The organism is Citrobacter europaeus, from assembly GCF_037482245.1.
GTDB lineage: Bacteria > Pseudomonadota > Gammaproteobacteria > Enterobacterales > Enterobacteriaceae > Citrobacter > Citrobacter europaeus.
In genome coordinates this window covers 4,527,071-4,552,096 of the sequence record NZ_CP148084.1, presented here as the reverse complement: position 1 = coordinate 4,552,096, position 25,026 = coordinate 4,527,071, and the positions used below count along the sequence as shown (strand labels likewise).

Below are 25,026 nucleotides of genomic sequence, written 5' to 3'. Positions count from 1 at the left end.
GCTTAACAATCAGTCGAGTGTAGGCAGGAAAAATGCCGCCGTATTGTATGAGATTGCTGATCAACGCCGGACGACTTGTTTCTGATAACGCACTGGCGTAATGCCGTAGCGATGGGTAAACGCGCGGGTGAGATGCGACTGGTCGGTGAGGCCGGTTGCGGCGGCGACCTCTGCGGCGGGCATTCCGTGAGTGAGAAAACCTTTGGCTCGCCACAGGCGGATCGCCATCAGCATCTGGTGCGGCGTGACGTGGAAATGAGACTTAAACTGACGCTGAAAATGCCAGGGACTCAGCGATGCAACCCGGGCCAGTTCATCGAGCGTGACAGGATGCATATAATTATCATGCAGATACTCGCGCACCCGTTCAAAGCGATGCGCGCCCTCCGGCAATACCGGCGCATGACGGGCCAGCGGCTGGAACGTGTCGATCAGATCGAGCAGGAGTCCTTTTTGCGCCAGCGGATCCTCAGTGTTCCACAGACCGTGGATCAGCGAGCAGAGCTGGCGTGAGCGCAGCGGATCGTGACGCGTTACGTCATGAAACCACCAGTGGCGGATCCCGGTGACCTCTTCCAGAAGAGAGGGGTCGAGATAAATCATTCGATAGCGCCAGCCGTCGGCGGTTTCGGCTTCGCCAGTATGCAGCTCATCGGGATTCATGGTGACGACAGAATGGGCGGGAGCCACGTACTGCGAGCCGCGATAGCGAAAACGTTCGGCGCCGGCTTCTATCGCGCCGATACCAAACGCTTCATGGGTATGTGGTTCAAAGGCGTAACGTGAGATGTGCGCATGATACAGCTCAACGCCCGGCACCTGCGCCAGATGGCGAAAGCGGGCGCTGTCTTTCTCATCAATAAACTGCTCAGGTACACCTTGCACGTTTTCTCTCCCCACGCATCATCCTGTCATTATCAGAGAGGATGCGCGGGGATGCCACCACAATTAACTAATTTTTAACACTTACACGATGCCTTTGACGCTGTCAGCCAACGAGGTGGTCGGGCGACCAATCAGTTTGCTCAGCGTATGGCTGTCGTCGAACAGGCCGCCTTTGGAGGCGCCAGTGTCTGAGTCAGCCAGCATGTCCGCCAGTCCGGCAGGCAGGCCCACACCTTTTAGCGCGGCGGCAAAATCAGCTTCGCTCAGGTTCTGATACACCACTTTTTTACCGCTCTGTTTTGCCAGTTCGGCAGCCAACTGGCTCAGGGTCCAGCCTGCGTCGCCCGCAAGCTCATAGGTTTTACCGGCATGACCGTCTTCACTGATGACGCGCGCGGCGGCAGCGGCATAGTCGGCGCGGGTCGCTGAGGCGATTTTGCCTTCACCAGCAGCCCCGATAAACACGCCATGTTCCAGTGCAGCCGGTGCGCTGGCGAGATAGTTCTCTGTGTACCAGCCGTTACGCAGCAGCGCGTACGCGATACCGGATTCAGCCAGCATCTTCTCGGTTGCGACATGCTCATCAGCCAGCCCCAGCGGGGAGGTGTCGGCGTGCAGCAGGCTGGTGTAGGCGATAAATTTCACGTGGGCCGCCTGTGCCGCGTTAATCACGTTGCGATGCTGCGGGGCGCGTTGTCCCACTTCGCTGGAGGAGATCAGCAGTAGCTTGTCGATACCCTGTAAGGCAGTCGTCAAGGCGGCTTCATCGCTGTAATCCGCCTGACGAACGGTAATGCCCTGCTGGCTAAGCGTCGTCGCTTTCGCGGGATTACGCACAATAGCCACAATCTGGCTGGCAGGAACGGTTTTCAGCAGAGATTCAATAACGTGTTGGCCCAGTTGGCCGGTGGTGCCGGTAATCGCGATCATGGGTGACTCCTTGGTATTGGTCTTGTGTTTAATCACGCTAACACCTAAACTAACTTTTAGTAAGTACGTACAAAAAGGTTAGTATGAAAATGACAGCTACGACGCTTTCCCAGCAATTACGCGATGGCAACCTGTTTGCCGAACAGTGTCCCTCCCGCGAGGTGTTAAAACACGTCACCAGCCGCTGGGGCGTGTTGATCCTGGTGGCGCTGCGCGACGGTACGCACCGTTTCAGCGATTTGCGCCGTAAGATGGGCGGCGTCAGTGAAAAAATGTTGGCGCAATCCCTGCAGGCGTTAGAGCAGGACGGGTTTATCAATCGGGTGTCATATCCGGTGGTGCCGCCGCACGTGGAGTATAGCCTGACGCCGTTGGGTGAGCAGGTGAGCGATAAAGTCGCCGCGCTGGCGGACTGGATAGAACTGAATTTGCCGCAGGTTTTGGCGCAGAGGGACGAGCGGGCTGCGTAGTATTGTAGGCCGGATAAGACGCGAGTGCGTCGCATCCGGCACTGAAGTTACTTACTCAAATCCAACTGATAAATGGCAAAACCAATGTCATCGGTCGCGACTTTCTTCAGCGGATACTGGCCTTTCTCTTTGATAAATACAGCGGCTTTTTCAGACGGTGAGGTTTCAAAGCGAATATCCAGAGGTGTCTCGCTGTGAATCGGCGCCAGACGCCAGTTGTTATCTGCCGCCGGGTGAATTTCACCGGCACGCTTCGTCTGCGCACCAATCCAGGCCGCCAGCACCGAGCGGTTTTCATCGGGAGATGCAAACGCGATGTGGCTGTCGCCGGTTCCGGCAAATTTACCGCCGTAGGCGCGGTAGTTGTTGGTCGCGACGAGGAAGGTAGCATTCGGATCGACAGGCTTGCCGTTAAAGGTCAGATTTTTAATACGCTCCGCTTTCGGGTTAATGGTCTGACATTCCCCGTCGTAGCGGGCGGGTTGTGAAACATCAATCTGATAATTCACGCCGTCAATCACGTCGAAGTTATAGGTACGGAAACCATCCCAGTTGATCAACGACTGTGGTTTGCTGCTGTGGATGTCAATCTGATTGAACTGTCCGGCGGAACATTCCAGCCACTCCTTCACCTCTTTACCGCTGGCTTTCACCACCACCAGAGTGTTGGGGTAGAGATACAAATCAGCGGCGTTCCGGAAGGTTAACTGACCTTTTTCGACTTCTACGAAGCTTGCTGGATCGTTTTTACGTCCACCAACCTTAAACGGCGCGGCGGCGGAAAGTACCGGCAGTTTTGCCAGGTCCGGATCGCCCTGGATAAAGTGTTCCACATAGGCTTTCTGGGCGTTGTTCACCACCTGTACGGTCGGGTCATCCTGAACCAGTGCCAGGTAGCTGTACATGTTGTCGGCGGATTTACCGATCGGTTTGCTGACAAACTCACGCGTGGCGTCGTGATCGGCTTTCAGGATCTCAACGATTTTTTTGTCTTCTGCTGCCAGTGATTTTTTGCCCGCGGCGTCATAAATTGGGCGCGCCTCGGCTTTTGCCTGGGTGACCTGCCATTTACCGCTGTCATTATTCAACACAAGATCCACCACGCCCAGGTGATCGCCCCACATACCCGGCATCACCGCAGGAACCCCATTCAGCGTACCTTTTGCGATATCTGCGCCTTTAATATTGGCAAAATCTTTACCCGGGAAGACGGCGTGAGCGTGACCAAACATAATGGCATCCACGCCCGGTATTTCGCTGAGGTAGTAAACGGAGTTTTCCGCCATCGTTTGATACGGGTCGGCAGAAAGCCCGGAGTGAGCAACCACCACCACGACATCGGCGCCTTTTTCCCGCATTTCCGGGACATACTTACGCGCGGTTTCGGTGATGTCGTTCACCGTTACTTTGCCGCTGAGGTTGGCTTTATCCCAGGTCATAATCTGTGGTGGCACAAAGCCGATATAGCCAATCTTCAGCGTCTGCTTGTTCCCTTGCTGGTCGACCACCTCTGTATCTTTGATCAAATAAGGCGTAAACAGCGGCTTTTTGGTCTTAACGTCGATGATATTGGCGTTAACGTAAGGGAATTTCGCCCCGGCCAGCGCGTTGTGCAGATACTCCAGACCATAGTTGAATTCATGGTTGCCGAGGTTACCCACCGCGTAATCCAGGGTATTCAGCGCCTTATATACCGGGTGAGTTTCGCCCGCTTTCAGCCCTTTGGCCGCCATGTAATCCCCGAGCGGGCTGCCCTGAATCAGATCGCCATTATCAACCAGCACGCTGTTTTTGACTTCACCTCGCGCAGCGTTGATCAGACTTGCCGTACGTACCAGACCGAATTTTTCTGTTGGTGTATCTTTGTAATAATCGAAATCCATCATATTACTATGTAAATCAGTGGTTTCCATTATACGCAGATCGACGGTCGCGGCATTGACGCTGGCTGCAATCAGCGTTGCCAGAAGCGTTGCACTAAACTTAATCATCAGGGGCATCCTTTTAAGATCTAAGCCACAAAAGAAAATGTATATAAATCTTCTTGCTTACAGAACTGTGAATCATGACATGAATATAGCGTTTAAAACCGCAGACGCTATCACAGTTGGCGGATCCCCTGACGATCGGGTATAAGTAAAACAACGAGTTAACACCACTGATATAAACGAGGTGGAGAATGCTAGAACATGTATGCCAGCTTGCACGGAACGCGGGCGATGCCATTATGCAGGTCTACGATGGAATCAAACCGATGGAGATTACCAGCAAGCAGGACGATTCTCCGGTCACGGCGGCGGATATCGCCGCGCATACGGTGATCCTCGAAGGATTACTGGCGCTGACGCCGGATATTCCAGTCCTGTCTGAAGAAGCGCCTCCTGGCTGGGATGTTCGCCAGCACTGGCAGCGCTACTGGCTGGTAGACCCGCTGGACGGTACCAAAGAGTTCATTAAGCGTAACGGTGAATTCACCGTCAATATTGCGCTGATCGAGAAGGGAAAACCGGTACTGGGCGTGGTTTACGCGCCGGTAATGAAAGTGATGTACAGCGCGGCTGAAGGTAAAGCGTGGAAAGAAGAGTGCGGCGTGCGCAAACAAATCCAGGTTCGTGACGCGCGTCCGCCGCTGGTGGTGATTAGCCGCTCACATGCCGACAATGAGTTAAAAGAGTATCTGCAGCAGTTGGGCGATCACCAGACCACCTCGATTGGCTCATCGCTGAAGTTCTGCCTGGTGGCGGAAGGGCACGCGCAACTGTATCCGCGTTTTGGGCCAACTAACGTCTGGGATACTGCCGCGGGCCACGCCGTTGCCGCCGCAGCCGGAGCGCACGTTCACGACTGGCAGGGGAAAACGCTGGATTACACCCCACGTGAATCGTTCCTCAACCCCGGCTTCCGCGTCTCTATTTATTGAGCAATTTGTGCAGCAGGGCAATCACCTGCTGCACTTCTTCCTGCGTTAACGCCCCATCTTTTGCCCACTGAACGCGTCCGTCCTTGTCGAGTACGGCAATAGCGGAGCTCTCTTCATCCAGTTGCCAGGCCTTACGCGCAACGCCATTGCTGTCGACAATAAATTGTGACCACGGGTAGAGCTTCTTATTGCTCTCCAGACTGCTACGCACAAACATACCGGAACCGGGAATGGCGTCATCCGTGTTGACGATAGTGGTGGTCTGGTATTTGTCATGCGGCAGGTTGGCCGTCTTGATTGCCTCGATCAGCGTTGCATTTTTCTCTTTGGCGGAGGTGCGCCCGGCAATGTGTTGCACAATTCGCACTTTCCCCGGCAACTGTGCGCTATTCCAGCTTTTGTAGCTAAACTTATCGTTATCGAGAATCAGTTCGCCGCGATCGGCGATCCCCACCGGCGGTACGCGCTGGTTAGTCTCAAACTTATGAGCGGAAGCAATCATCGGCAGCAGCAGACACGACAGCGCCAGCAGTTTTTGTAAGGTCATAGGTTTTCCTTCTTTCTTTATTTTGCAGGTGATCCGACCACTTGGGTCTGGAGTTTAATCATATGTGCGATTGCTGCTTTTTCCCGCAAGCGCGATGCCAGTTTGCGGACGGGCGCACAAATCCTGCGAAAATTGAAGGCTTATACTGAAGACAGCGAAGCGTTGAAAAGATAATTCTGAATAATTGTAACCTGAAGGTAAATAAACTTATACACGCTGGAAACATCAACGAGATAGTCTATAGTCATAGGGCATTAAAATTTGCGCCTGAGGATTGTCGGACCGATTGTGGTACCGCAAAGGCGTAATACTCAGCAGGAGACAACAATGAAAATTTTCCAACGATACAACCCGCTGCAGGTGGCGAAGTACGTGAAGATCCTGTTTCGTGGACGGTTATATATCAAGGATGTAGGCGCTTTTGAATTTGATAAGGGTAAGATTCTTATCCCAAAAGTGAAGGACAAGCTGCATTTTTCTGTGATGTCCGAAGTTAACCGTCAGGTCTTGCGTCTGCAAACTGAGATGGCTTGATCAAGTGCTATGCGGTAGTTAAAAAAACGGCTCCTGGACAGGAGCCGTTGATGTTTCTGTAAGGCGTTACGACGCCTTTGCCTCTTCTTTTGCATCTGGCAGCTTTGGTACCAGAACGGTAGGTTTACTGTCCAGACGCGTCACCAGCAGCTGATCGATCTTGTAGTTATCGATATCCACTACTTCAAATTTATAGCCTGAATACTTCACCGAGTCGGTGCGTTTCGGGATTTTACGCAGCATGAACATCATAAAGCCGCCGATGGTTTCATAGTTGCCGGACTGTGGGAACTCGTCGATATCCAGGACGCGCATTACGTCATCAATCGGTGTACCGCCGTCGACCAACCATGAGTTTTCATCGCGCGCCACAATCTGCTCTTCCAGACCCTGGCCTACCAGATCGCCCATCAGCGTCGTCATAACGTCGTTGAGCGTGATAATCCCCACCACCAGCGCGTACTCGTTCATGATGACGGCAAAGTCTTCGCCTGCGGTTTTGAAGCTTTCCAGCGCTTCAGAGAGCGTCAGCGTGTCCGGGACGATCAGCGTATTGCGGATCTGTACACCGCTGTTCAACGCCATACTTTGGTTTGCCAGTACGCGGTTGAGGAGATCCTTTGAATCGACATAGCCAATGATGTGGTCGATATCTTCGTTACACACCAGGAATTTGGAGTGCGGATGTTCCGCCACCTTATTCTTCAGGCTTTGTTCATCTTCGTGGAGATCGAACCAGATAATATTCTCGCGCGAGGTCATTGAAGACGGTACGGTCCGCGATTCCAGTTCGAACACATTTTCAATCAGCTCATGCTCCTGCTTACGCAGAACCCCCGCCAGCGCACCGGCTTCGACCACGGCGTAAATGTCGTCCGAGGTGATGTCGTCTTTACGTACCATTGGGATCTTAAACAGACGGAAAATGTTGTTTGCCAGACCGTTAAAGAACCACACCAGCGGGCGGAAGACCAGCAGGCAGAAGCGCATCGGGTTGATGATACGCAAAGCGACAGCTTCTGGCGCAATCATACCGATGCGTTTCGGGGTTAAATCCGCGAACAGGATGAACAGGCCAGTAACCAGTGAGAACGACAAAATAAAGCTTAACTGTTCAGAGAGCTCTGGAGCGAAGTACTTCGAGAAAAGGCTGTAAAACGCCGGGGAGAATGCTGCATCACCGACGATACCGCCGAGAATGGCGACCGCGTTAAGGCCGATTTGCACGACGGTAAAAAACATGCCGGGGTTTTCCTGCATCTTCAAAACTCGTTGTGCGTTTACGTTGCCTTCATCGGCAAGCAGTTTAAGTTTTATTTTGCGTGATGCAGCAAGCGAGATCTCGGATATCGAGAAAAACGCACTCACGGCGATCAGGCAGAGAATGACTAAAATACTGTTTAACATATCTTATCCGGCGCTGTGCCAGATCCTCGGAAGGGAGAAATTGATAAATCCATGCGAAAACCGGCTCGTGGAGTTGAGCCGGTAAATTCAGAAGCTAGTATAGCGTAAGGTACTGTAAAGTCGCCAGAGGAGCTTTTTTGGCCTTATTCTGTGGGATTCAGCCTGCGCACCATCTGCATCTCTTTTTCGCTATAGGGCGAACCATCTGGCTTTAGCACATCATGAAACCATAGTTGCGCCGTCGTTTCGTCAAGCGGGATATCCGGCCACGGCAGCCAGGTTTGCGTTTTCCCCTGCACCAATCCCCAGTGAAAGCTGGAAACGCGCTGGGCGCTAAACAGCGGCAGTTGTTCTTCTATTCGGCTATCGACATGGCGTGCCAGCCACTCGGTACAAAAGAGCGGCCTGCCAAATTCAGCCAACTGCGACAGAAGAGACAACTGGCCAGGGGTATCGACATACGCATGGTAGCTAATCACGTCGGAAAGCCGCAGCGCGGCTATATCAACAGGATGCGTAAACGCATTCTCGCATGCCGCGCGATCGTCAATATGCCAGGCCGCTACGGTTAATGGTTGAGATGGTGACTCCTGTCGCGCCCAGCTAAACAGGTGGGTCATCAGGGTTAAGGCGTAAATTTCCAGTCTGTCGTCATAGCGGGCAAATTCGCCGGTATGACAAAAAATCCCGCCGTTGCCTGGCTCATTATATAAATCCCAGACGCTGATACGCGAGTCATGGCGAAAGTAACGGATGATATCTCTGACGTAGGCTTCAATTTGCGGCCAACAGCGTCGGTCCAGCACGCAGGCACGGCCTGGGCTACCCGCAGCCTGGCTGTTGTGAATCCCTGGAACCGGGGATTTTTGCTGACCGATAACGGGTTCATCACCGGAAAACGCGCAGTCGTCGAGCAGCGTCAGCATCACTTTTATGCCGTGGCTATGGGCAATGCTCAGGAAGAGGTCGATGCGCTCGAGCAGCCCATCGCGATCATGCTGCCAGACGGTAAACGGTAAATTTGTTCGCAACTGGTTATAGCCATACTGGCTGGCCCAGCCGAGTTCCTGATCGATAGTGCTGCTATCGAAACTCTCTGCTTGCCACATTTCGAGCCAGTTAACCGCGGTGCGCGGCAAGTAGTTAAAACCGCAGCCCCAGGCTTGCTGTTGATACCAGCTTTGCGCCCGTGCTTTGCTCCATGGGTTATACATGATGCGCTCCTTATTCTGTATCTGAGAGACTGACGCGTCCCGTTGCACGCTGCGTGGCGCTGCCACCCCAAACCTCATCGTACTCGTAGCCGGTGAGCTGTTTGATCACCACCCGGGTTTCTTCATCGCAGTCGCGATAGTTGCCACCCAGTTTGCGGCGGGCGATCTCTTTGAGCAGGATTTTGTGGGTTTCGCGAGTCAGTTTGAATTTGTAGGTGGCGTAGAAACTCACCGCCAGCAGCGCCGCGGTAGCAAAGATCATCAATCCGATAATAGCGTGGAGCGCGCTTTCCGGTTGCGCGCCGCTGCCTTTTACAAAGCCTGATTCTTCCAGCACCATGCCGATAAGCAAAATAGCGATTGCCACCGTACTTTTACGCGTGAGTACCATAACGCCGGCAAAAATCCCTTCGCGGCGCTGCTGGGTCACCATTTCATCGATATCAGGAATAAAGCTGTAGATATTCCATGGGATATAGTAAAGGCCAGAACGCGCCATGCCGAGCAGAATAAAGATCGCAGAGAACAGAATATTGGATACCTGAGTTTCGGTATAATAAATAACAAATAAAAATACCAATACGCTAAATATACAAGTGTAAGAGAGGCGTAGTGCTGCTGATGGGGTTATATTGAGTTTATTCAGTAATAGCATAAATCCATAGGTGCCAAAAACTGAAGCAAAAGCGGCAATGCTTAACCAGCCAGAAACGGAGGCGGCATCCTGGCTCAAACAATAAACCACGTAATAGGTAAATACTGAACCGAATACATCCATAGCGGTAAAAGAGAAAATATAAATAATGATATGCAGGCGAAATGCCCGGATCCTGAAAGACGAGAACAGATCGAGTATCAAATATTTAAGGTGATTCAGTATCCCGCTATTGCGTTGCAGGTCAGCCTGGAATGTCTCTTCCTGAACGTCTTTAGCCTCCCACGTGCAGCGCCAGGTTATGAACACCGCGATGCAAAACACGACGGAAAAGATAAGCCCGGTTAGCGTATAGGTAAACGGATTATCTTTGCCGGTAAACTGCATCAGGATGCCGGGTACCGATACGGCCAGAAATCCGCCCAGCTGCGAGCAGATCATGCGCACGCCGGAGAGGCGGCTGCGCTCTTCGTAGCGGTTGGTCATTTCTGCGGCCAGGGTTTCCCACGGCACCAGCACCATCGCTGAAAGCAGCTCAATCGACAAATAGGTTCCCAGGTAATACCAGTAACCCATGTCGGTCAGCCACAGCAGGGCATAGAGAAACATTAAAGGAGAACTGAGTAATAAAAAGAAGCGGCGACGGCCAAATCTGCGGCCCAGCCACGTGTCGCCAAAGTTATCGGTGATATAACCCATAATTGGGCTAAGTACAGCATCAATCACGCGGGCAATGGCAAATATTGAGCCTGCTTCCAGCACGCTTAAACCGCAGTAGGTGGTGTAAAAAAATAAAAGCCATGTTCCGATAATGGCGAAAGCACCGCCGCCAAATAAATCAGTAATGCCATAGCCGATCGCTACACCATAACTGACTCTGCGTTCAGTTGGTTTGACCATAATATTTTTCCAGTATGTAGGGTATGCGTATTCCGGTATTATCCGGCTGGTGTTATTTAATTCTGCAGCGTTAAATTAATTTTAATTATTAATGGTTATCCATTGTCGGGTTTTAGATGAGTGATAAATAGCCTCAACCATCGCCAATGATTTGCGGGCTTCATTAATGTTGATATATTCTGTCTGACCTCCATGAGTAATTGCATGATAAAACTGACGAATAGCCTGCTGGTGGCCCAGACCCCAGTAACTTTTGGCGTGACCGTCCGGTGAACCATCGCAGTCCAGTTTCAGGCGTCGGTCCGCTGTAACGCGCCACAGGGTATTGTCCGTGAGCTGGAGCATGCCTTGCTCACAATGGATCTCCAGCAGCAGCGGTGAATCGAGGGTGTTGCAGTTGCTGGCGTAAAACAGACCGCGAGCGCCGTTGGCAAAGTGCAGGGTCGCCATCGCGCTGTCTTCGGCTTCGGTGACATCTGCCAGTTCACCGCTGTCCACCACGCCTTTCAAACGCGTCACGCCGCCGGCGAACCACTGCATCAGATCGAGAGTATGAATAGCCTGGTTGATCAGTAAACTGCCGCCTTCGCTGGCGAAACGCCCGCGCCACGGGCTTTCGCTGTAATAAGCCCTGGAGCGTGACCAGGTCAAAACAGCTTTAACGCTTAGCATTTTGCCAAGCGTATTTTTCGCCAGTTCATCGCGGATACGTAAACTGGTTGGATTAAGCCGGTTTTGATAGCACACGCCCAGAAGGCCCTGGGCGGATGCCGCTGCGTTAGCGATGTCTGCCACCTCTGTACAATTCAAGCCCACCGGTTTTTCGCAAAACACATGTTTCCCTGCGGCAAGCGCGGCGGTAATCATGTTTTTGTGTTCGAAATGAGGCGTGCAGATATGGACGACGTCGATGTCATTATCCAGCAGCATCTCACGGTAATTCTGGTAATAGCGGCAGTTATAAGCCATGGCCTGTTGCAAACCGGTGGCACTATCAATATCGACCAGCGCACGCAGCGTGACCCCCGGCAAAAGCCGGAGGGCGTTAACGTGACTGCGGTGAATAGCGCCCGCGCCGATGATGGCGGCATTTAGCGTTGTCATGTCACCTCCGGTTATGCGCGGGCATTCGCCAGCATTTGCGCCTTCACGCACAGTTCTGCGGCTTTAAAGGCGTGGGCCTGAGTCATGGCGTTTTCCGTGCGATTCAGACAATCGAGAATGAATTCGCCGAAGAAAGGAAAGCCGACTTTGCCCGCAACCGGGTAGCGGAATTCCCCGTCTTTATTCACCAGATACACCACGTCCTGTTCACCCCGGGTGATATCCACATACTTGCGGATCTCAATGTAACCTTCGGTACCCAGCAACGTCAGGCGTCCATCCCCCCAGCTACTGAGCCCCTGCGGCGTGAACCAGTCGCAGCGGAAATAGCCGGTCGCCCCGTTATCGCCCGCCAGCATGGCATCGCCAAAGTCTTCGAACTGCGGGTACTGTGGATGATTGACGTTACGCACCTGGCTGGCGACGATATGCGCCTCGCTGTTGCCGGTATAAAACAGAAATTGTTCGATTTGATGGCTGCCGATGTCGCACAGAATGCCGCCAAAATAGCGTTTGTCATAAAACCAGTCCGGGCGCCCGTGACCTTCGCGGTGCGGACCGGTGCCGAGGGTTTGCATCACGCGCCCAATTGCCCCCTGGTGGACAAGCTGACCGGCAAAAACAGCGCTTTCAACGTGCAGACGCTCGCTGTAATAGACTGCGTATTTGCGCCCGGTTTTCGCCACCATCGCTTTGGCGTCTTCAAGCTGTGCGAGGGTGGTTAACGGAGCCTTGTCGGTGAAGTAGTCTTTTCCGGCCGCCATGACCTTTAGTCCCAGCGGATAGCGCTCGGAAGGAATTGCCGCTCCGGCAACCAGTTGGACCTCGCGATCGTTGAGGATTGTCTCGAGCGAATCGGCCACCTGCGCCTGCGGATACTGCTGCAGAAATTGATCGATTTTGTGCGGGTCGGGATCGTAAACCCATTTCAGCGTGGCGCCTGCTTCAATCAACCCGTTACACATGCCGTAGATATGACCATGATCGAGTGAGGCCGCGGCAATGACAAACTCGCCAGGTTTCACGACCGGCTGAGGCTTCCCGGTAGGGGCGTAGTGCATTCCATCTTGCTTGTTCATTCTTTAACTCCTGAATCTAAGTCTTTACCCAGAGGGATGGCGCCCACTTCCGTGAAATTGCTTACGGAGGCGGATTTCTCATAGAAATGCGGGGCGATGTCAATCAGGCCGCCGGTGCGATAAAACGCATCGGTGTGGTGAATGGGCAGCGTCACCACCGTGCGGGTGATGGCGGATTTATAGATAGCGGTAATCAACTCCAGCGAGCGCTTGCCCTGTTCGCCATCGACCAGGGGACGGAGCTGTTGTTCGATGGCATTAAGCAGGTTATCGATTTGCCCAGTATGTAGCGTCCATTGCAGCGGTGGCGTAGTGCGAAAAAGTGTCTCCAGATGCTGTTCCAGCTCGCCGTTATTGTCAGTTTGCGGGAAGCCGTTATCCGCCGACTGGCTGGCATGAACCTGCCACGGCGCGGAAATACGCGCTTTTTCACCCTGAATGACAATCTTTTGATCTTCACCGTGATGCACCACGGAGGCGGTCAACTGCGTCAGTGCCCCGTTCGGGTATTTGAAGATAGCCGCGCTAAGATCCTCGACTTCGGCGTTGTCATGGGCGACGTTGGTCATCATCGCCACCACTTCAGTTGGGAAACCCAGCATCCATTGAATGGCGTCAATGTGGTGTACCGCGTGATTCAGCGTGCAGCCGCCGCCTTCTTTCTGCCACGTGCCGCGCCACCATAGATCGTAATAGCAGTGTCCGCGCCACCAGAATGAATCCACCTGTGCATGGCAAATCTTGCCCGCCAGCCCGGAATCAACAACGGTTTTCAGCCGCCAGAAGGCATCGGTAAAGCGGTTTTGCGCGATGATCGATAAGGTTTTCCCGCTGGCCTTTTGCGCGGCGATCATCGCATCGCACTCTTCGAGCGAAGAGGCCATTGGTTTTTCGCACAACACATGTTTTCCGGCCTGCAGCGCATCAATGCTGATGGCTGCGTGCACGTACGGCGGGGTGCAGACATCTACCACATCGATCTCAATGTCCGCGTCCAGCATCGCCTGATGACTGCGGTAGACTCGCGCTTCGCTCAGGCCGTAGCGTGATTTCTTTTCTTCCGCTTTCTCCGGGTAGATATCAACCAACGCGACAATCCGGCAACGATCGGCAAACTGTAAATACCCCTGAATGTGGTTGTGGGAGATATTCCCGGTTCCGACAATGGCAATGTTGAGCATGATTTTCTCCTGCGCGTTACCAGCTACCGGAAGCGTCCAGCGTGCGGCTGGTCGCGGTTTTTTCAACTGAGGAGGCGATACGTTGCTGGAGCAACTGGAAGTAGCGCTGCTCATCGATTGGTAGCTCAACCCAGTCATCGGTCCAGGTAGAAAGGTGCATCGCATTGGAAAGCGTCAGGCCGCGAATGCCTTCCAGACCGGGGGCGATCAGCGGTTCGCCGTGCAGAATTGCGGCGGTGAAATTGCGGGTAATGACATAGTGCTCGCTGCATTCTGGTTCGGTAGGGATTATCACCTCCCAGCATTCAGGCTCACCAAAACCGTTTTGCCAGCGCGCATTAAAGTCGGTTTCGGATTCCCGTAGTCTCCAGAAGCGCAATCGGCCTTCTTCCACCACGACTTTTCCCCGACTGCCGACAATTTCCAGGCGGTTTGTGCCGGGCGTTTCGGCGACGGTGGTGATAAACACGCCGGTCGCACCGTTGGCGTATTCCGCGTAGGCCGTGACGTCATCTTCAACTTCAATCTGGCGGTGCTTGCCAAACTGGCAAAAAGCGCGCAAGCGTACCGGCATGCCGACCAGCCATTGCCATAAATCGAGCTGGTGCGGATCCTGATTAAGCAGTACGCCGCCGCCTTCACCTTTCCAGGTCGCGCGCCAGCCGCCGGAGTTGTAATAGCTCTGCGAACGATACCAGTTGGTAATGATCCAGTTAGAGCGACGCAGTTCGCCGAGTTCGCCGCTGTCGATCAGATCTTTAACTTTCTGATACAGCGGATTGGGGCGCTGGTTGTACATCATGCTGAACACCACATCGCATTCGCGCGCGCAGGCATTCATCTCTTGTACCTGCGCGGTATAGACCCCGGCAGGCTTCTCGCACAGCGTATGGATGCCAAGTCGCATGGCCATCATCGATAAACCCGGATGGTCATAGTGCGGAGTGGCGACGATAACGGCGTCAATAAGCCCACTTTCCAGCATCTCACGCGCGTCGCTGAATAACGTCACCTCTTCACCGACCAGCCGTTGGATAGCCGCATGTTTATCAGGATTGTTATCACACACTGCGGTAAGCACTGCTTCGTGTACCGTTCCGGCCAGCAGGTAGCGCGCATGGACGGTACCAATGTTGCCAACCCCAATAATGCCAAAGCGTATTTTTTTCATGTCGTGCCTTTTTCATGAGAAATAAGGGATATGCGGAACATAAGAAACGCCTGGAATATCGACAATGTGATTTTGTGAGAACGGTTGCAGGATGAAAAAGAAGTTCATCCGGTCATTGAAAAAGTGTTTTAGAGTCAATGAACTACGTTTGCAAAAAATTGCAAAGATTGATTGCGAGTGAGGTCACAGAATGTCTGGCAAGCTAAAAATGGATGAAATTGCTGCCCTGACGGGGTACTCGGTGAGTACAGTGTCGAGGGTGCTTAGCGGGAAGTCATATACCAGCGATAAAGCGCGTGAGGCGATCGTCAGCTGCGCGCGCAGGCTGGGTGTTCTGGACTCGCTGTCCAGTGGACTACTGTTGATCAACGGCATTGCCGTTTTCGCTCCGTTGCGCACTTTCACCGCCCGTGGCGATGCGTTTTATCTTGAAGTCACGCGCGGAATTGCGGAGGCGATAGCGCCGCATGATGTCTATCTGAGTTACTGCGGGCTGGATGAGCAACGCGCGGACATCAAGGTCTTTCAGGAAAAGGCCAACAATAAGAATATCAATGCCATTATTCTTATCGGCATTGATGACCCGACCGTGCATAAACTGGCGCAACTGCTGGATAAACCCTGCGTGTTGATTAACTCGCAGGACAAAGAAGGGTTACTGGATGCGGTATCTCCCGATCATCGGGCGATTGGCAACCGTGCTGTGCAATACCTTTTTGATCAGGGGCATCGGCGTATTCTCCATGTCACCAGCCTGCGCCGGGAAACGATGTACTGGCGTCTGGAGGGCATTAAGGAGGTCTACAGACAGTATCAGATACCGTTTGATACCGGGCGCGATCTGCTGGTGACGGAAGGGTTTTCTGAGGATGAATCAGAGCGGGCTATAGGCAACTGGCTACGTGAAACGCCGCGTGAAGCATGGCCAGAGGTGATTTTCTGCGCCGGGGCGTCAATGTCGACGGGCATTCGGCGGATCCTGGAAAACGTTGGCGTGGAGATACCCGGTGAGCTGTCGCTGATGACGACGGATGTTCAGGAACTGGACGCGCATATCGTTGCCGCGGTAACCAGTATCACTATCCCCTGTCGGGCGCTGGGTGTGGAAGCGGTGCATTTGCTGCAGAACCGTCTTAATCGCCCCTCTGCGCCGGTATTTAACCTGTTGCTGAAGGGAAAGGTGACGGATCGGGGAACCGTCACCCACGCAACGCGCCATGCCGCGCGGGTGACGGTCGCTCGTTAATTGCGGATTAACGTTCTGGCGGCAGGCAAACGCCGATGCCACCAATTCCACAGTAGCCATATGGATTTTTGTGCAGGTACTGCTGGTGATCGTCCTCGGCATAGTAGAACGGGGTTGCCGTAGTGATTTCCGTTGTAATGGCGCGCTCGTCGCCTGCGGCGGTCATTGCTGCCTGAAAACGCGCAAGGCTCGCCTGTGCCGCGGCGGTTTGCTCTGGCGTTAACGGGTAAATGGCGGAGCGATACTGCGTACCCTGGTCGTTCCCCTGACGCATGCCCTGCGCCGGGTCGTGATTTTCCCAGAACACCTGCAGCAGTTGTTCGTAGCTGATAACATGCGGGTCATAGACAACGCGTACCGCTTCGGCGTGCCCGGTATCGCCGGAACAGACTTCGCGGTAGGTTGGATTAGGGGTGTAGCCGCCGGTGTATCCGGCTGCCGTGCTGTATACCCCGGGTAATGACCAGAATAAACGTTCAACGCCCCAGAAGCATCCCATGGCGAAATACGCTATTTCCATACCGTCGGGCACGTTGGTCATCGAATGTTGGTTAACCGCATGCAGCGTTGCCACTGGCATCGGGGTGTTGCGTCCAGGTAGGGCATCTGCTTGAGTAACAAGATGCTTTCTATCAAATAAACTCATGGCCGTTCTCCCGAAATCAGTCATTTGGGTTAAGGTTGTAACGAGACGCGTCTTTGCCCACAATAAACGGCGTGAATACGTCTAGAGTTAAACATAAGAAATATTTGGGTTGTCGTCTGTTTTTCAACTCTTATTGTTGATTTTTTGTTAAGCCGAGGAACGGCATAGTATTTTTTTCCAGGGGTGGGAAAAAAGGATATTCAGGAGAAAATGTGCCACATATCCGTCAGTTATGTTGGGTGGGATTACTGTGCTTAAGTGGCTCCGCCGCCGCCGCGAATGTTCGCTTACAGGTCGAAGGATTATCAGGACCGCTGGAGAAAAACGTCCGTGCGCAGCTGTCCACGATTCAAAGTGATGAAGTCACTCCGGACCGACGCTTTCGTGCGCGCGTTGATGATGCCATCCGCGAAGGGCTAAAGGCGCTGGGCTACTTTGAGCCAACCATTGATTTCGAACTGCGTCCGCCGCCGGCGAAAGGACGTCAGGTGCTGATTGCCAAAGTGAATGCTGGCGAGCCGGTGCTGATTGGCGGCACCGAGGTGATTCTGCGCGGTGGCGCGCGTACGGACAAAGATTATCTCGATCTGCTGAAAACGCGGCCGGCAATCGGCACCGTGCTGAATCAGGGGGACTATGACAACTTCAAAAAGTCACTCACCAGCGTGGCGCTGCGCAAAGGCTATTTCGACAGTGAATTTAATAAAAGCCAGCTTGGCATAGCGCTTGAGCGCCGCCAGGCGTTCTGGGATATCGATTACAACAGCGGCGAACGCTATCGCTTTGGACATGTCACCTTTGAAGGTTCGCAAATTCGCGACGAGTACCTGCAAAATCTGGTGCCTTTTAAAGAAGGTGAAGAGTACGAGTCGAAAGATCTGGGCGAACTGAACCGTCGTCTGTCGGCGACCGGCTGGTTTAATTCTGTGGTCGTCGCGCCGGAATTTGATAAAGCCCGCAAAACCAAAGTACTGCCGCTAAAAGGCGTGGTCTCGCCACGAACCGAAAACACCATCGAAACCGGGGTCGGTTATTCAACTGACGTCGGGCCACGGGTAAAAACCTCGTGGAAAAAGCCGTGGATGAACTCCTACGGCCACAGCCTGACCACCAGCGCCAGTATCTCGGCGCCAGAGCAGGTTCTTGATTTCAGCTATAAAATGCCGCTGTTAAAGAACCCGCTGGAGCAGTATTACCTGGTGCAAGGGGGCTTTAAGCGTACCGATTTAAACGATACCGAGCAGGACTCCACGACGCTTGCGGTTTCCCGCTACTGGGATCTCTCCAGCGGCTGGCAGCGAGCGATTAACCTGCGCTGGAGCCTTGACCACTTTACCCAGGGTAACGTCACCAATACCACCATGCTGCTCTATCCAGGCGTGATGATTAGCCGGACGCGCTCGCGCGGTGGCCTGATGCCTGTGTGGGGCGATTCTCAGCGTTATTCTATTGATTACTCCAACACGGCCTGGGGTTCAGACGTTGATTTCTCCGTCTTCCAGGCGCAAAACGTCTGGATCCGCACGCTGTACGACAGGCACCGCTTTGTGATGCGCGGCAACCTCGGCTGGATCGAAACCGGCGACTTCGACAAAGTGCCGCCGGATCTGCGTTTCTTCGCCGGGGGCGATCGCAGCATTCGTGGTTACAAATACAAATCTATTTCGCCTGAAGGCAGCGACGGCAAGCTGAAAGGGGCCTCGAAGCTGGCGACCGGCTCGCTGGAATATCAGTACAACGTGACCGGAAAATGGTGGGGCGCAATGTTTGTCGATAGCGGTGAAGCGGTCAGCGATATCCGCAAAAGCGATTTCAAAACCGGCGCCGGGGTCGGCGTACGCTGGCAATCGCCGGTCGGTCCCATCAAGCTCGACTTTGCCGTTCCTGTCGGCGACAAAGATGAACATGGTTTACAGTTTTACATCGGTCTGGGGCCTGAATTATGAGTTTATGGAAGAAGATAAGCCTCGGCGTGCTGATTTTTATCCTGCTGCTGTTAGGCACGGTGGCGTTCCTCGTTGGCACCACCTCGGGCCTGCATCTGATCTTCAAAGCGGCTAATCGTTGGGTTCCGGGTCTGGAAATTGGTCAGGTCACCGGCGGCTGGCGAGATCTATCGCTTAAAAATATTCGTTACGACCAGCCTGGCGTGGCGGTGAATGCTGGTGAAGTGCATCTGGCCGTGGGGCTTAACTGCCTGTGGAACAGCAGCCTGTGCGTCAACGATCTGGCGCTGAAAAACATCAACGTGGCGATCGACAGCAAAAAGATGCCGCCCTCAGAGCCGGTTGAAGAAGAAGAGAGTGGTCCGCTCAACCTTTCCACGCCTTACCCAATCACGCTTTCGCGCGTGGCGCTTAACAACATCAACATCAAAATCGATGACACCACGGTTTCGGTGCTGGATTTTACCTCCGGCCTGAACTGGCAGGAAAAAACGCTGACGCTGAAGCCAACGTCATTACAGGGGCTGCTGATTGCCCTGCCTAAAGTGGCCGAAGTGGCGCAGGAAGAGGTCGTCGAACCGAAGATTCAAAACCCGCAGCCGGATGAAAAACCGCTCGGCGAAACGCTAAAAGATCTGTTCTCAAAACCGGTGCTGCCGGAAATGACCGATGTCCATCTGCCGCTCAATCTCAACATTGAAGAGTTTCGTGGCGAGCAGTTGCGCGTGACCGGGGATACAGATTTAACGGTACATAACATGCTGCTGAAAGTGAGCAGCATTGACGGCAACATGAAGCTTGATGCGCTGGATATCGACTCGAATCAGGGAACGGTAAAAGCCAGCGGCACGGCGCAACTCACCGACACATGGCCGGTTGATATTACGTTAAACAGCACACTCAACATCGACCCGTTAAAAGGTGAAAAGGTGAAGCTGAAGGTCGGCGGCGCGCTGCGTGAACAGCTGGAAGTCGGCGTCAATTTGTCTGGTCCGGTGGATATGGACCTGCGGGCGCAGACGCGTCTGGCAGAAGCCGGATTGCCGCTCAACATTGAGGTGGTGAGTAAGCAGATTTACTGGCCGTTTACCGGCGACAAACAGTTCCAGGCCGATGACATCAAGCTCAAACTAACCGGCAAGATGACAGACTATACGCTGTCGATGCGTACCGCCGTGAAAGGGCAGGATATTCCTCCGGCTACCATCACGCTGGACGCCAAAGGCAACGAACAGCAGATCAATCTCGACAAACTCAGCATTGCGGCGCTGGAAGGAAAAACCGAGCTGAAAGCGCTGGTGGACTGGCAGCAGGCGATCAGCTGGCGCGGCGAGTTAACGCTGGATGGGATCAATACCGCGAAAGCGATCCCGGACTGGCCGTCAAAACTGAATGGCCTGGTGAAAACGCGCGGCAGTCTGTACGGCGGAAGCTGGCAGATGGAGGTTCCGGAGCTGAAGCTGACCGGCAACGTGAAGCAGAACAAGGTCAATGTGAACGGTTCGCTGAAGGGGAACAGCTACCTGCAGTGGACGATCCCTGGCCTGCATCTGGAACTGGGACGCAACAGTGCGGACGTGAAAGGGGAACTGGGGGTCAAAGACCTCAATCTCGACGCGACGATTGATGCACCGAGCCTGGATAACGCGCTACCGGGATTAGGCGGGACGGCGAAAGGGCTGGTAAAAGTTCGCGGTACGGTTGAAGCGCCACAGCTGCTGGCGGATATCACCGCCCGCGGTCTGCGCTGGCAGGCGCTTTCCGTCGCTCAGGTACGTGTCGAAGGCGACGTGAAATCGGCCGAGCAAATCGCGGGTAATCTCAACGTTCGCGTAGAGCGGATTGTACAACCTGACGTGAATATTGGTCTGGTGACGCTCAACGCCAAAGGCAGTGAAAAGCAGCATGAGCTGCAGTTGCGCATTCAGGGTGAGCCGGTTTCCGGTCAACTGGACCTTGCCGGGAGCTTTGATCGCAAAGAACAGCGCTGGAAAGGGGCGTTAAGCAATACTCGCTTCCAGACGCCGGTCGGTCCGTGGTCGCTCAACCGTTCTGTCGCGTTGGATTATCGCAACCAGGAACAGAAAATCAGCATTGGGCCGCACTGCTGGAACAACCCGAATGCGGAACTGTGCGTACCGCAAACCATTGATGCCGGCGCATCGGGACGCGCGGTGGTGAACCTTAACCGCTTCGACCTGGCGATGTTAAAACCGTTCATGCCGGATACAACCCAGGCCAGCGGCGTGTTCACCGGCAAAGCTGATGTGAGCTGGGACACCACTAAAGAAGGGCTGCCACAGGGGCAGGTCACGCTGAGCGGACGTAACGTGAAGGTCACGCAAAGCGTAAACGATGCGCCGCTCCCTGTGGCGTTTGAAACGCTGAATCTGACCGCCGACCTGCACAATAACCGTGCCGAGCTGGGCTGGCTGATTCGCCTGACCAACAACGGGCAGTTTGACGGTCAGGTGCAGGTAACGGATCCGCAAGGACGTCGTAGCCTGGGCGGTAACGTCAATATCCGCAACTTCAATCTGGCGATGGTGAACCCCATTTTCTCGCGCGGCGAAAAAGCGGCTGGGACGATCAACGCCAACCTGCGTCTGGGCGGCGATGTGCAAAGCCCGCAACTGCTCGGACAGCTGCAACTGAGCGGTCTGGATATCGACGGTAACTTTATGCCGTTTGACATGCAGCCAAGCCAGTTAGCCGTTAACTTCACCGGAACACGCTCCACGCTGGCGGGCGTGGTGCGCACGCAGCAGGGAGAAATCAATCTGAGCGGTGACGCCGACTGGAGTCAAATAGACAACTGGCGGGCGCGCGTCGCGGCTAAAGGCAGCAGGGTACGTATTACCGTACCGCCGATGGTCCGCCTGGACGTATCGCCGGACGTGGTCTTTGAAGCCACGCCAAGCCTGTTTACCCTCGATGGCAACGTGGATGTGCCGTGGGCGCGTATCGTCGTACACGACCTGCCGGAGAGCGCGGTTGGGGTTTCCAGCGATATGGTCATGCTTAACAACAATCTGCAGCCGGAGAAACCGCAGACAGCCGGCATTCCGATCAACAGTAACCTGAACATCCACGTTGGCAACAACGTGCGTATTGACGCCTTTGGTCTGAAAGCGCGTCTGACGGGCGATCTGAAAGTGGTGCAGGATAAGCAAGGGCTGGGGCTGAACGGACAGATAAATATTCCGAGCGGGCGCTTCCATGCCTATGGTCAGGATCTGATTGTGCGTAAGGGCGAGCTGTTGTTCTCCGGTCCGCCGGATCAGCCGTTACTCAATATCGAGGCAATTCGTAACCCGGATGCCACCGAAGACGACGTGATCGCTGGCGTTCGCGTCACCGGTACAGCCGATGAACCGAAGGCGGAGATCTTCTCTGACCCGGCAATGTCGCAGCAAATGGCGCTTTCCTACCTGTTACGCGGACAAGGACTTGATAGCGAACAGAGCGACAGCGCGGCGATGACCTCAATGCTTATTGGTCTGGGGGTTGCACAAAGTGGTCAGGTTGTGGGTAAAATCGGGGAGACATTTGGCGTAAGCAATCTGGCACTGGACACGCAAGGGGTGGGCGACTCATCTCAGGTGGTTGTCAGCGGATACGTACTGCCAGGTCTGCAGGTGAAATATGGTGTGGGTATATTTGACTCCTTAGCGACACTCACGCTACGTTATCGCCTGATGCCTAAGCTATATCTGGAAGCAGTGTCTGGCGTAGATCAGGCACTTGATTTGCTCTATCAGTTCGAGTTTTAGCAATGCGAATATTTGTTTACGGCAGTTTACGAACCAAACAAGGCAACAGCCACTGGATGACCAATGCCCTGTTGCTGGGAAATTTCAGTATCGACAACTACCAGTTGTACAGCCTGGGCCACTATCCAGGCGCCGTTCCGGGAAATGGGACAGTACACGGGGAAGTTTATCGTATTGATAACGCCACGCTGGCAGAGCTTGACGCTCTGCGTACCCGCGGCGGTGAATACGCACGCCAGTTAATTCAAACGCCGTACGGAAGTGCATGGATGTACGTGTACCAACGTCCGGTTGATGGCTTAACGCTGATTGAAAGCGGTAACTGGTTAGACAGAGACCAGTACTGATATATCGCCTACGAGAATAAACAACGCCGCCTTCGGGTGGCGTTGTTTATTAAAGGCTTAAAACTCCACGCGCGCGCCGAGGTTATAGCGGCGTCCTTCTACCTGCGCGGATTCATTCCACGCGGTTGTCAGTTTCGGATCCTCATCCAGCACGTTGTAGACCCCTGCCATCAGTTGCGTGTGCTTATTGAGCTTATAACGTACGCCTACGTCGACCATCGTGTAGTCATCGTACTTATAGTTATTGCCGCTGTTGCGGTTACTGCTGCGATAATTCACCGTACTCCATACGTCCAGGCTCTGCGTTGCCGCCCAGTTCAGCGACAGGTTCGCCATATGGCGCGGATAATCATTGAGCGCGTAGCCTTTGTTCACGCCGCTTTTCTGTTCGCTGTGGTTCCAGGTGTAGTTAGCGTTGGCTTTCACATCGGCGCTAATCTGCCAGTCGGCATTAAGTTCTATGCCGTAAACGTCCGCCTTGCTAACGTTGAAGTATTTACTGACGGAATCGGCTTTGTAGCCATTCACGGAGCACTGATTCGTCGACGTGGTTTCGCAAATAGTTTGTTCGGCAATTTTGTCTTTGAACTGGGTGTAGAAGACGGTGCTATCCAGCGACAGCGCATCCCCCGTCCAGTAGAGGCCCAGCTCAGAGTTAACGCTTTGTTCAGGTTTCAGGTCGTCGTTACCGACTGTCAGGAAGGGATAAGGTACGGTCGAGCCATATGGGGTGACGAAGTTACTGGATGTCGCACGCAGCTCTGGTTTTTTATAGCCTGCGGAAACGCCGCCCTTCAGCGCCCAGTCATTGCTGAAGGCCCAGTTACCGTACATTTTTGGCGTGATATGCGTGCCAAAGTTATCATCCTGATCCATACGGGCTGAAGTGGTCAGGATAAAATCGTCAATGCTCCAGCCGTCTTCAGCAAACAATGCCCAACCGTTACGGCTGATTTTGGTCACGGGCTCAGATCCGGGCAGCGTTTTGTTGGCCACATCAAATCTGTCATTCAGCTCTTCACGGGTAAAATTCGCCCCAACGGTCAGTTTATGGTTGTCGAGTGTGAAGGTGGTTTGCGAATTGGCGACGTAGTTCTCCATCTGCACATACTGCGGCGACTGTCCGTCATAAACGTACTTCGAACGGCCTTTTTCATAATTTATGTAGTTGGTCGTCGCGATGGTATCGTCTGCATACCAGCCGGTATGCGTCAGAGTGGCGGCATTACGATCGAACAGCCATGACCACGGTGCGCCGCGTTTCTGAGTACGGTTTTTCTCCTGCTCACCGGTGACCACGTTGAGATCAAACAGGTTATTTTCGCTGGCGGCCAGGCCCAGCGTCATATCAACGGATTTACGGTTGTGTTTGCCGAAATAGTTATTGCGATCGTCATCGCGACGGTCGAGCCAGTCGGCCGCCACGCTAAGGCCCAGAACATCGGGCACAATCGGCCCCATGGTGAACAGATTCATCTGGCTGGTATTACCCAAATACTGGTGTTCCTGAAGCCAGGTATTGGCGGCGATTGCCGTTGTCCACTCTTTTGCGCCGTACGGTTTTTTGGTAATAACGTTGACCACACCGCCGATGGCATCTGAGCCGTACAGCGAGGACATTGGCCCGCGGATAACTTCGATACGCTCAATGGCCTCCATTGGCGGTAAGAAGTTGGCTTCAGTACCGATATCATGTCCGTAAGGACGAGATTCACCGGTATTTTGTTTGACGCTGTTGACCATAAAAGCGGTATAAGAAGGGTCCATGCCGCGGATCATAATGCTGCCAGCGTTCATGCCGCTGCTGTTGGTAACCGAGACGCCGGGAAGATTTTTAATCGCTTCACCAATGCTACGGTCCGGCTGAATATCCAGCGTTTTACGATCGATAACTGAAATGGTGGCCGGCGCTTCGCGCTTTTGCTGCGAGAACCCGGATGCGGTGATCACCATTTCATCTTCATTATTGCGTGAGGTTTCGGTGAGTTCTTCTGCCTGAGTGGGGAAAATAACACCACCTGAGAATGCAACGATCCCTGTCAGCGTAATAAGTTGACGCGTTTTCATAATA

Annotated in this window: 20 protein-coding genes; 7 read left to right on the top strand and 13 right to left on the bottom strand. The window is 53.7% G+C overall.

Annotated features, from left to right (window positions below; translation table 11 throughout):
• Positions 1-60: 60 nt before the first annotated feature.
• On the bottom strand, positions 61-885 hold the full coding sequence (locus WHR59_RS21290) for an AraC family transcriptional regulator (protein WP_087051792.1): 825 nt from the start codon (positions 883-885) through the stop codon (positions 61-63).
• 81 nt (positions 886-966) lie between these two features.
• Positions 967-1,815 (bottom strand): SDR family oxidoreductase, encoded by an 849-nt coding sequence (locus tag WHR59_RS21285; RefSeq protein WP_338843443.1) that lies wholly within the window; start codon positions 1,813-1,815, stop codon positions 967-969.
• 89 nt (positions 1,816-1,904) lie between these two features.
• Between WHR59_RS21285 and WHR59_RS21280 the strand changes: the two genes are divergently transcribed.
• Positions 1,905-2,285 (top strand): winged helix-turn-helix transcriptional regulator, encoded by a 381-nt coding sequence (locus WHR59_RS21280; RefSeq protein ID WP_043018516.1) that lies wholly within the window; start codon positions 1,905-1,907, stop codon positions 2,283-2,285.
• Positions 2,286-2,332: 47 nt separating this feature from the next.
• On the opposite strand, the gene cpdB is transcribed toward WHR59_RS21280, so the two are convergent.
• Positions 2,333-4,276 (bottom strand): 2',3'-cyclic-nucleotide 2'-phosphodiesterase, encoded by a 1,944-nt coding sequence (gene cpdB / locus WHR59_RS21275; protein ID WP_087052268.1) that lies wholly within the window; start codon positions 4,274-4,276, stop codon positions 2,333-2,335.
• Positions 4,277-4,464: 188 nt separating this feature from the next.
• Between cpdB and cysQ the strand changes: the two genes are divergently transcribed.
• Positions 4,465-5,205, top strand: coding sequence for a 3'(2'),5'-bisphosphate nucleotidase CysQ (gene cysQ / locus WHR59_RS21270; protein ID WP_043018196.1), 741 nt, complete (start codon positions 4,465-4,467; stop codon positions 5,203-5,205).
• Here the strand turns inward: cysQ and WHR59_RS21265 are convergent.
• A complete protein-coding gene (locus WHR59_RS21265) occupies positions 5,195-5,752 on the bottom strand; it encodes a YtfJ family protein (RefSeq protein ID WP_043018197.1) in 558 nt (185 codons plus the stop codon). The two genes, cysQ and WHR59_RS21265, sit on opposite strands and share 11 nt — an antisense overlap.
• A 327-nt stretch (positions 5,753-6,079) precedes the next feature.
• Here WHR59_RS21265 and WHR59_RS21260 point away from each other — a divergent pair, with 327 nt between their 5' ends.
• Positions 6,080-6,286: a DUF1107 domain-containing protein gene (locus WHR59_RS21260; protein WP_003025710.1), complete on the top strand. Its 207-nt coding sequence runs from the start codon at positions 6,080-6,082 to the stop codon at positions 6,284-6,286.
• Between the two features lie 66 nt (positions 6,287-6,352).
• Here WHR59_RS21260 and WHR59_RS21255 read toward each other — a convergent pair whose 3' ends face one another.
• The 7 genes from WHR59_RS21255 to WHR59_RS21225 form a co-directional block, all read right to left on the bottom strand.
• Positions 6,353-7,693 carry a hemolysin family protein gene (locus tag WHR59_RS21255; protein ID WP_003025713.1) on the bottom strand — a complete coding sequence of 447 codons (1,341 nt, stop codon included), beginning with the start codon at positions 7,691-7,693 and terminating at the stop codon, positions 6,353-6,355.
• A gap of 143 nt (positions 7,694-7,836) precedes the next feature.
• A complete protein-coding gene (locus WHR59_RS21250; protein WP_181230859.1) occupies positions 7,837-8,907 on the bottom strand; it encodes a 1,4-beta-xylanase in 1,071 nt (356 codons plus the stop codon).
• A gap of 10 nt (positions 8,908-8,917) precedes the next feature.
• A complete protein-coding gene (locus WHR59_RS21245) occupies positions 8,918-10,462 on the bottom strand; it encodes an MFS transporter (RefSeq protein WP_075145308.1) in 1,545 nt (514 codons plus the stop codon).
• An 81-nt stretch (positions 10,463-10,543) separates the two neighbouring features.
• Entirely contained in the window at positions 10,544-11,566 is a 1,023-nt protein-coding gene (locus tag WHR59_RS21240) for a Gfo/Idh/MocA family protein (RefSeq protein WP_043018200.1), read from the bottom strand.
• 11 nt (positions 11,567-11,577) lie between these two features.
• Entirely contained in the window at positions 11,578-12,645 is a 1,068-nt protein-coding gene (locus WHR59_RS21235; protein WP_100193871.1) for a Gfo/Idh/MocA family protein, read from the bottom strand.
• Positions 12,642-13,826, bottom strand: coding sequence for a Gfo/Idh/MocA family protein (locus WHR59_RS21230; RefSeq protein WP_087051755.1), 1,185 nt, complete (start codon positions 13,824-13,826; stop codon positions 12,642-12,644). Before WHR59_RS21230 ends, WHR59_RS21235 begins: the two co-directional genes overlap by 4 nt.
• 16 nt (positions 13,827-13,842) lie before the next feature.
• Complete coding sequence (locus WHR59_RS21225) at positions 13,843-14,997, bottom strand: Gfo/Idh/MocA family protein (RefSeq protein WP_075145305.1); 1,155 nt, start codon at positions 14,995-14,997, stop codon at positions 13,843-13,845.
• 190 nt (positions 14,998-15,187) lie between these two features.
• Here WHR59_RS21225 and WHR59_RS21220 point away from each other — a divergent pair, with 190 nt between their 5' ends.
• On the top strand, positions 15,188-16,243 hold the full coding sequence (locus tag WHR59_RS21220; RefSeq protein WP_338843442.1) for a LacI family DNA-binding transcriptional regulator: 1,056 nt from the start codon (positions 15,188-15,190) through the stop codon (positions 16,241-16,243).
• A gap of 7 nt (positions 16,244-16,250) precedes the next feature.
• Here WHR59_RS21220 and msrA read toward each other — a convergent pair whose 3' ends face one another.
• Complete coding sequence (gene msrA / locus WHR59_RS21215) at positions 16,251-16,889, bottom strand: peptide-methionine (S)-S-oxide reductase MsrA (protein WP_043018205.1); 639 nt, start codon at positions 16,887-16,889, stop codon at positions 16,251-16,253.
• A 212-nt stretch (positions 16,890-17,101) separates the two neighbouring features.
• Here msrA and tamA point away from each other — a divergent pair, with 212 nt between their 5' ends.
• The 3 genes from tamA to WHR59_RS21200 are packed head-to-tail and all read left to right on the top strand — an operon-like array spanning position 17,102 to position 22,955.
• Complete coding sequence (gene tamA / locus WHR59_RS21210) at positions 17,102-18,835, top strand: autotransporter assembly complex protein TamA (RefSeq protein ID WP_043018206.1); 1,734 nt, start codon at positions 17,102-17,104, stop codon at positions 18,833-18,835.
• Positions 18,832-22,608: an autotransporter assembly complex protein TamB gene (gene tamB, locus WHR59_RS21205; RefSeq protein WP_043018207.1), complete on the top strand. Its 3,777-nt coding sequence runs from the start codon at positions 18,832-18,834 to the stop codon at positions 22,606-22,608. The genes tamA and tamB overlap by 4 nt, the downstream gene beginning before the upstream one ends.
• 2 nt (positions 22,609-22,610) lie before the next feature.
• A complete protein-coding gene (locus WHR59_RS21200; protein WP_003025723.1) occupies positions 22,611-22,955 on the top strand; it encodes a gamma-glutamylcyclotransferase family protein in 345 nt (114 codons plus the stop codon).
• 57 nt (positions 22,956-23,012) lie between these two features.
• On the opposite strand, the gene WHR59_RS21195 is transcribed toward WHR59_RS21200, so the two are convergent.
• Complete coding sequence (locus WHR59_RS21195; protein ID WP_043018208.1) at positions 23,013-25,022, bottom strand: TonB-dependent receptor domain-containing protein; 2,010 nt, start codon at positions 25,020-25,022, stop codon at positions 23,013-23,015.
• Positions 25,023-25,026 lie beyond the last annotated feature (4 nt).

Bases quoted from the DNA above. Each gene is read 5' to 3' on its own strand.
- WHR59_RS21230 (WP_087051755.1), bottom strand. From the start codon at position 13,826: ATGCTCAACATTGCCATTGTCGGAACCGGGAATATCTCCCACAACCAC.
- msrA (WP_043018205.1), bottom strand. From the start codon at position 16,889: ATGAGTTTATTTGATAGAAAGCATCTTGTTACTCAAGCAGATGCCCTA.
- cysQ (WP_043018196.1), top strand. From the start codon at position 4,465: ATGCTAGAACATGTATGCCAGCTTGCACGGAACGCGGGCGATGCCATT.
- WHR59_RS21225 (WP_075145305.1), bottom strand. From the start codon at position 14,997: ATGAAAAAAATACGCTTTGGCATTATTGGGGTTGGCAACATTGGTACC.
- WHR59_RS21235 (WP_100193871.1), bottom strand. From the start codon at position 12,645: ATGAACAAGCAAGATGGAATGCACTACGCCCCTACCGGGAAGCCTCAG.
- WHR59_RS21245 (WP_075145308.1), bottom strand. From the start codon at position 10,462: ATGGTCAAACCAACTGAACGCAGAGTCAGTTATGGTGTAGCGATCGGC.
- WHR59_RS21265 (WP_043018197.1), bottom strand. From the start codon at position 5,752: ATGACCTTACAAAAACTGCTGGCGCTGTCGTGTCTGCTGCTGCCGATG.
- WHR59_RS21220 (WP_338843442.1), top strand. From the start codon at position 15,188: ATGTCTGGCAAGCTAAAAATGGATGAAATTGCTGCCCTGACGGGGTAC.
- WHR59_RS21200 (WP_003025723.1), top strand. From the start codon at position 22,611: ATGCGAATATTTGTTTACGGCAGTTTACGAACCAAACAAGGCAACAGC.
- WHR59_RS21255 (WP_003025713.1), bottom strand. From the start codon at position 7,693: ATGTTAAACAGTATTTTAGTCATTCTCTGCCTGATCGCCGTGAGTGCG.
- WHR59_RS21195 (WP_043018208.1), bottom strand. From the start codon at position 25,022: ATGAAAACGCGTCAACTTATTACGCTGACAGGGATCGTTGCATTCTCA.
- WHR59_RS21260 (WP_003025710.1), top strand. From the start codon at position 6,080: ATGAAAATTTTCCAACGATACAACCCGCTGCAGGTGGCGAAGTACGTG.
- WHR59_RS21280 (WP_043018516.1), top strand. From the start codon at position 1,905: ATGACAGCTACGACGCTTTCCCAGCAATTACGCGATGGCAACCTGTTT.
- cpdB (WP_087052268.1), bottom strand. From the start codon at position 4,276: ATGATTAAGTTTAGTGCAACGCTTCTGGCAACGCTGATTGCAGCCAGC.
- WHR59_RS21285 (WP_338843443.1), bottom strand. From the start codon at position 1,815: ATGATCGCGATTACCGGCACCACCGGCCAACTGGGCCAACACGTTATT.
- WHR59_RS21240 (WP_043018200.1), bottom strand. From the start codon at position 11,566: ATGACAACGCTAAATGCCGCCATCATCGGCGCGGGCGCTATTCACCGC.
- tamB (WP_043018207.1), top strand. From the start codon at position 18,832: ATGAGTTTATGGAAGAAGATAAGCCTCGGCGTGCTGATTTTTATCCTG.
- WHR59_RS21250 (WP_181230859.1), bottom strand. From the start codon at position 8,907: ATGTATAACCCATGGAGCAAAGCACGGGCGCAAAGCTGGTATCAACAG.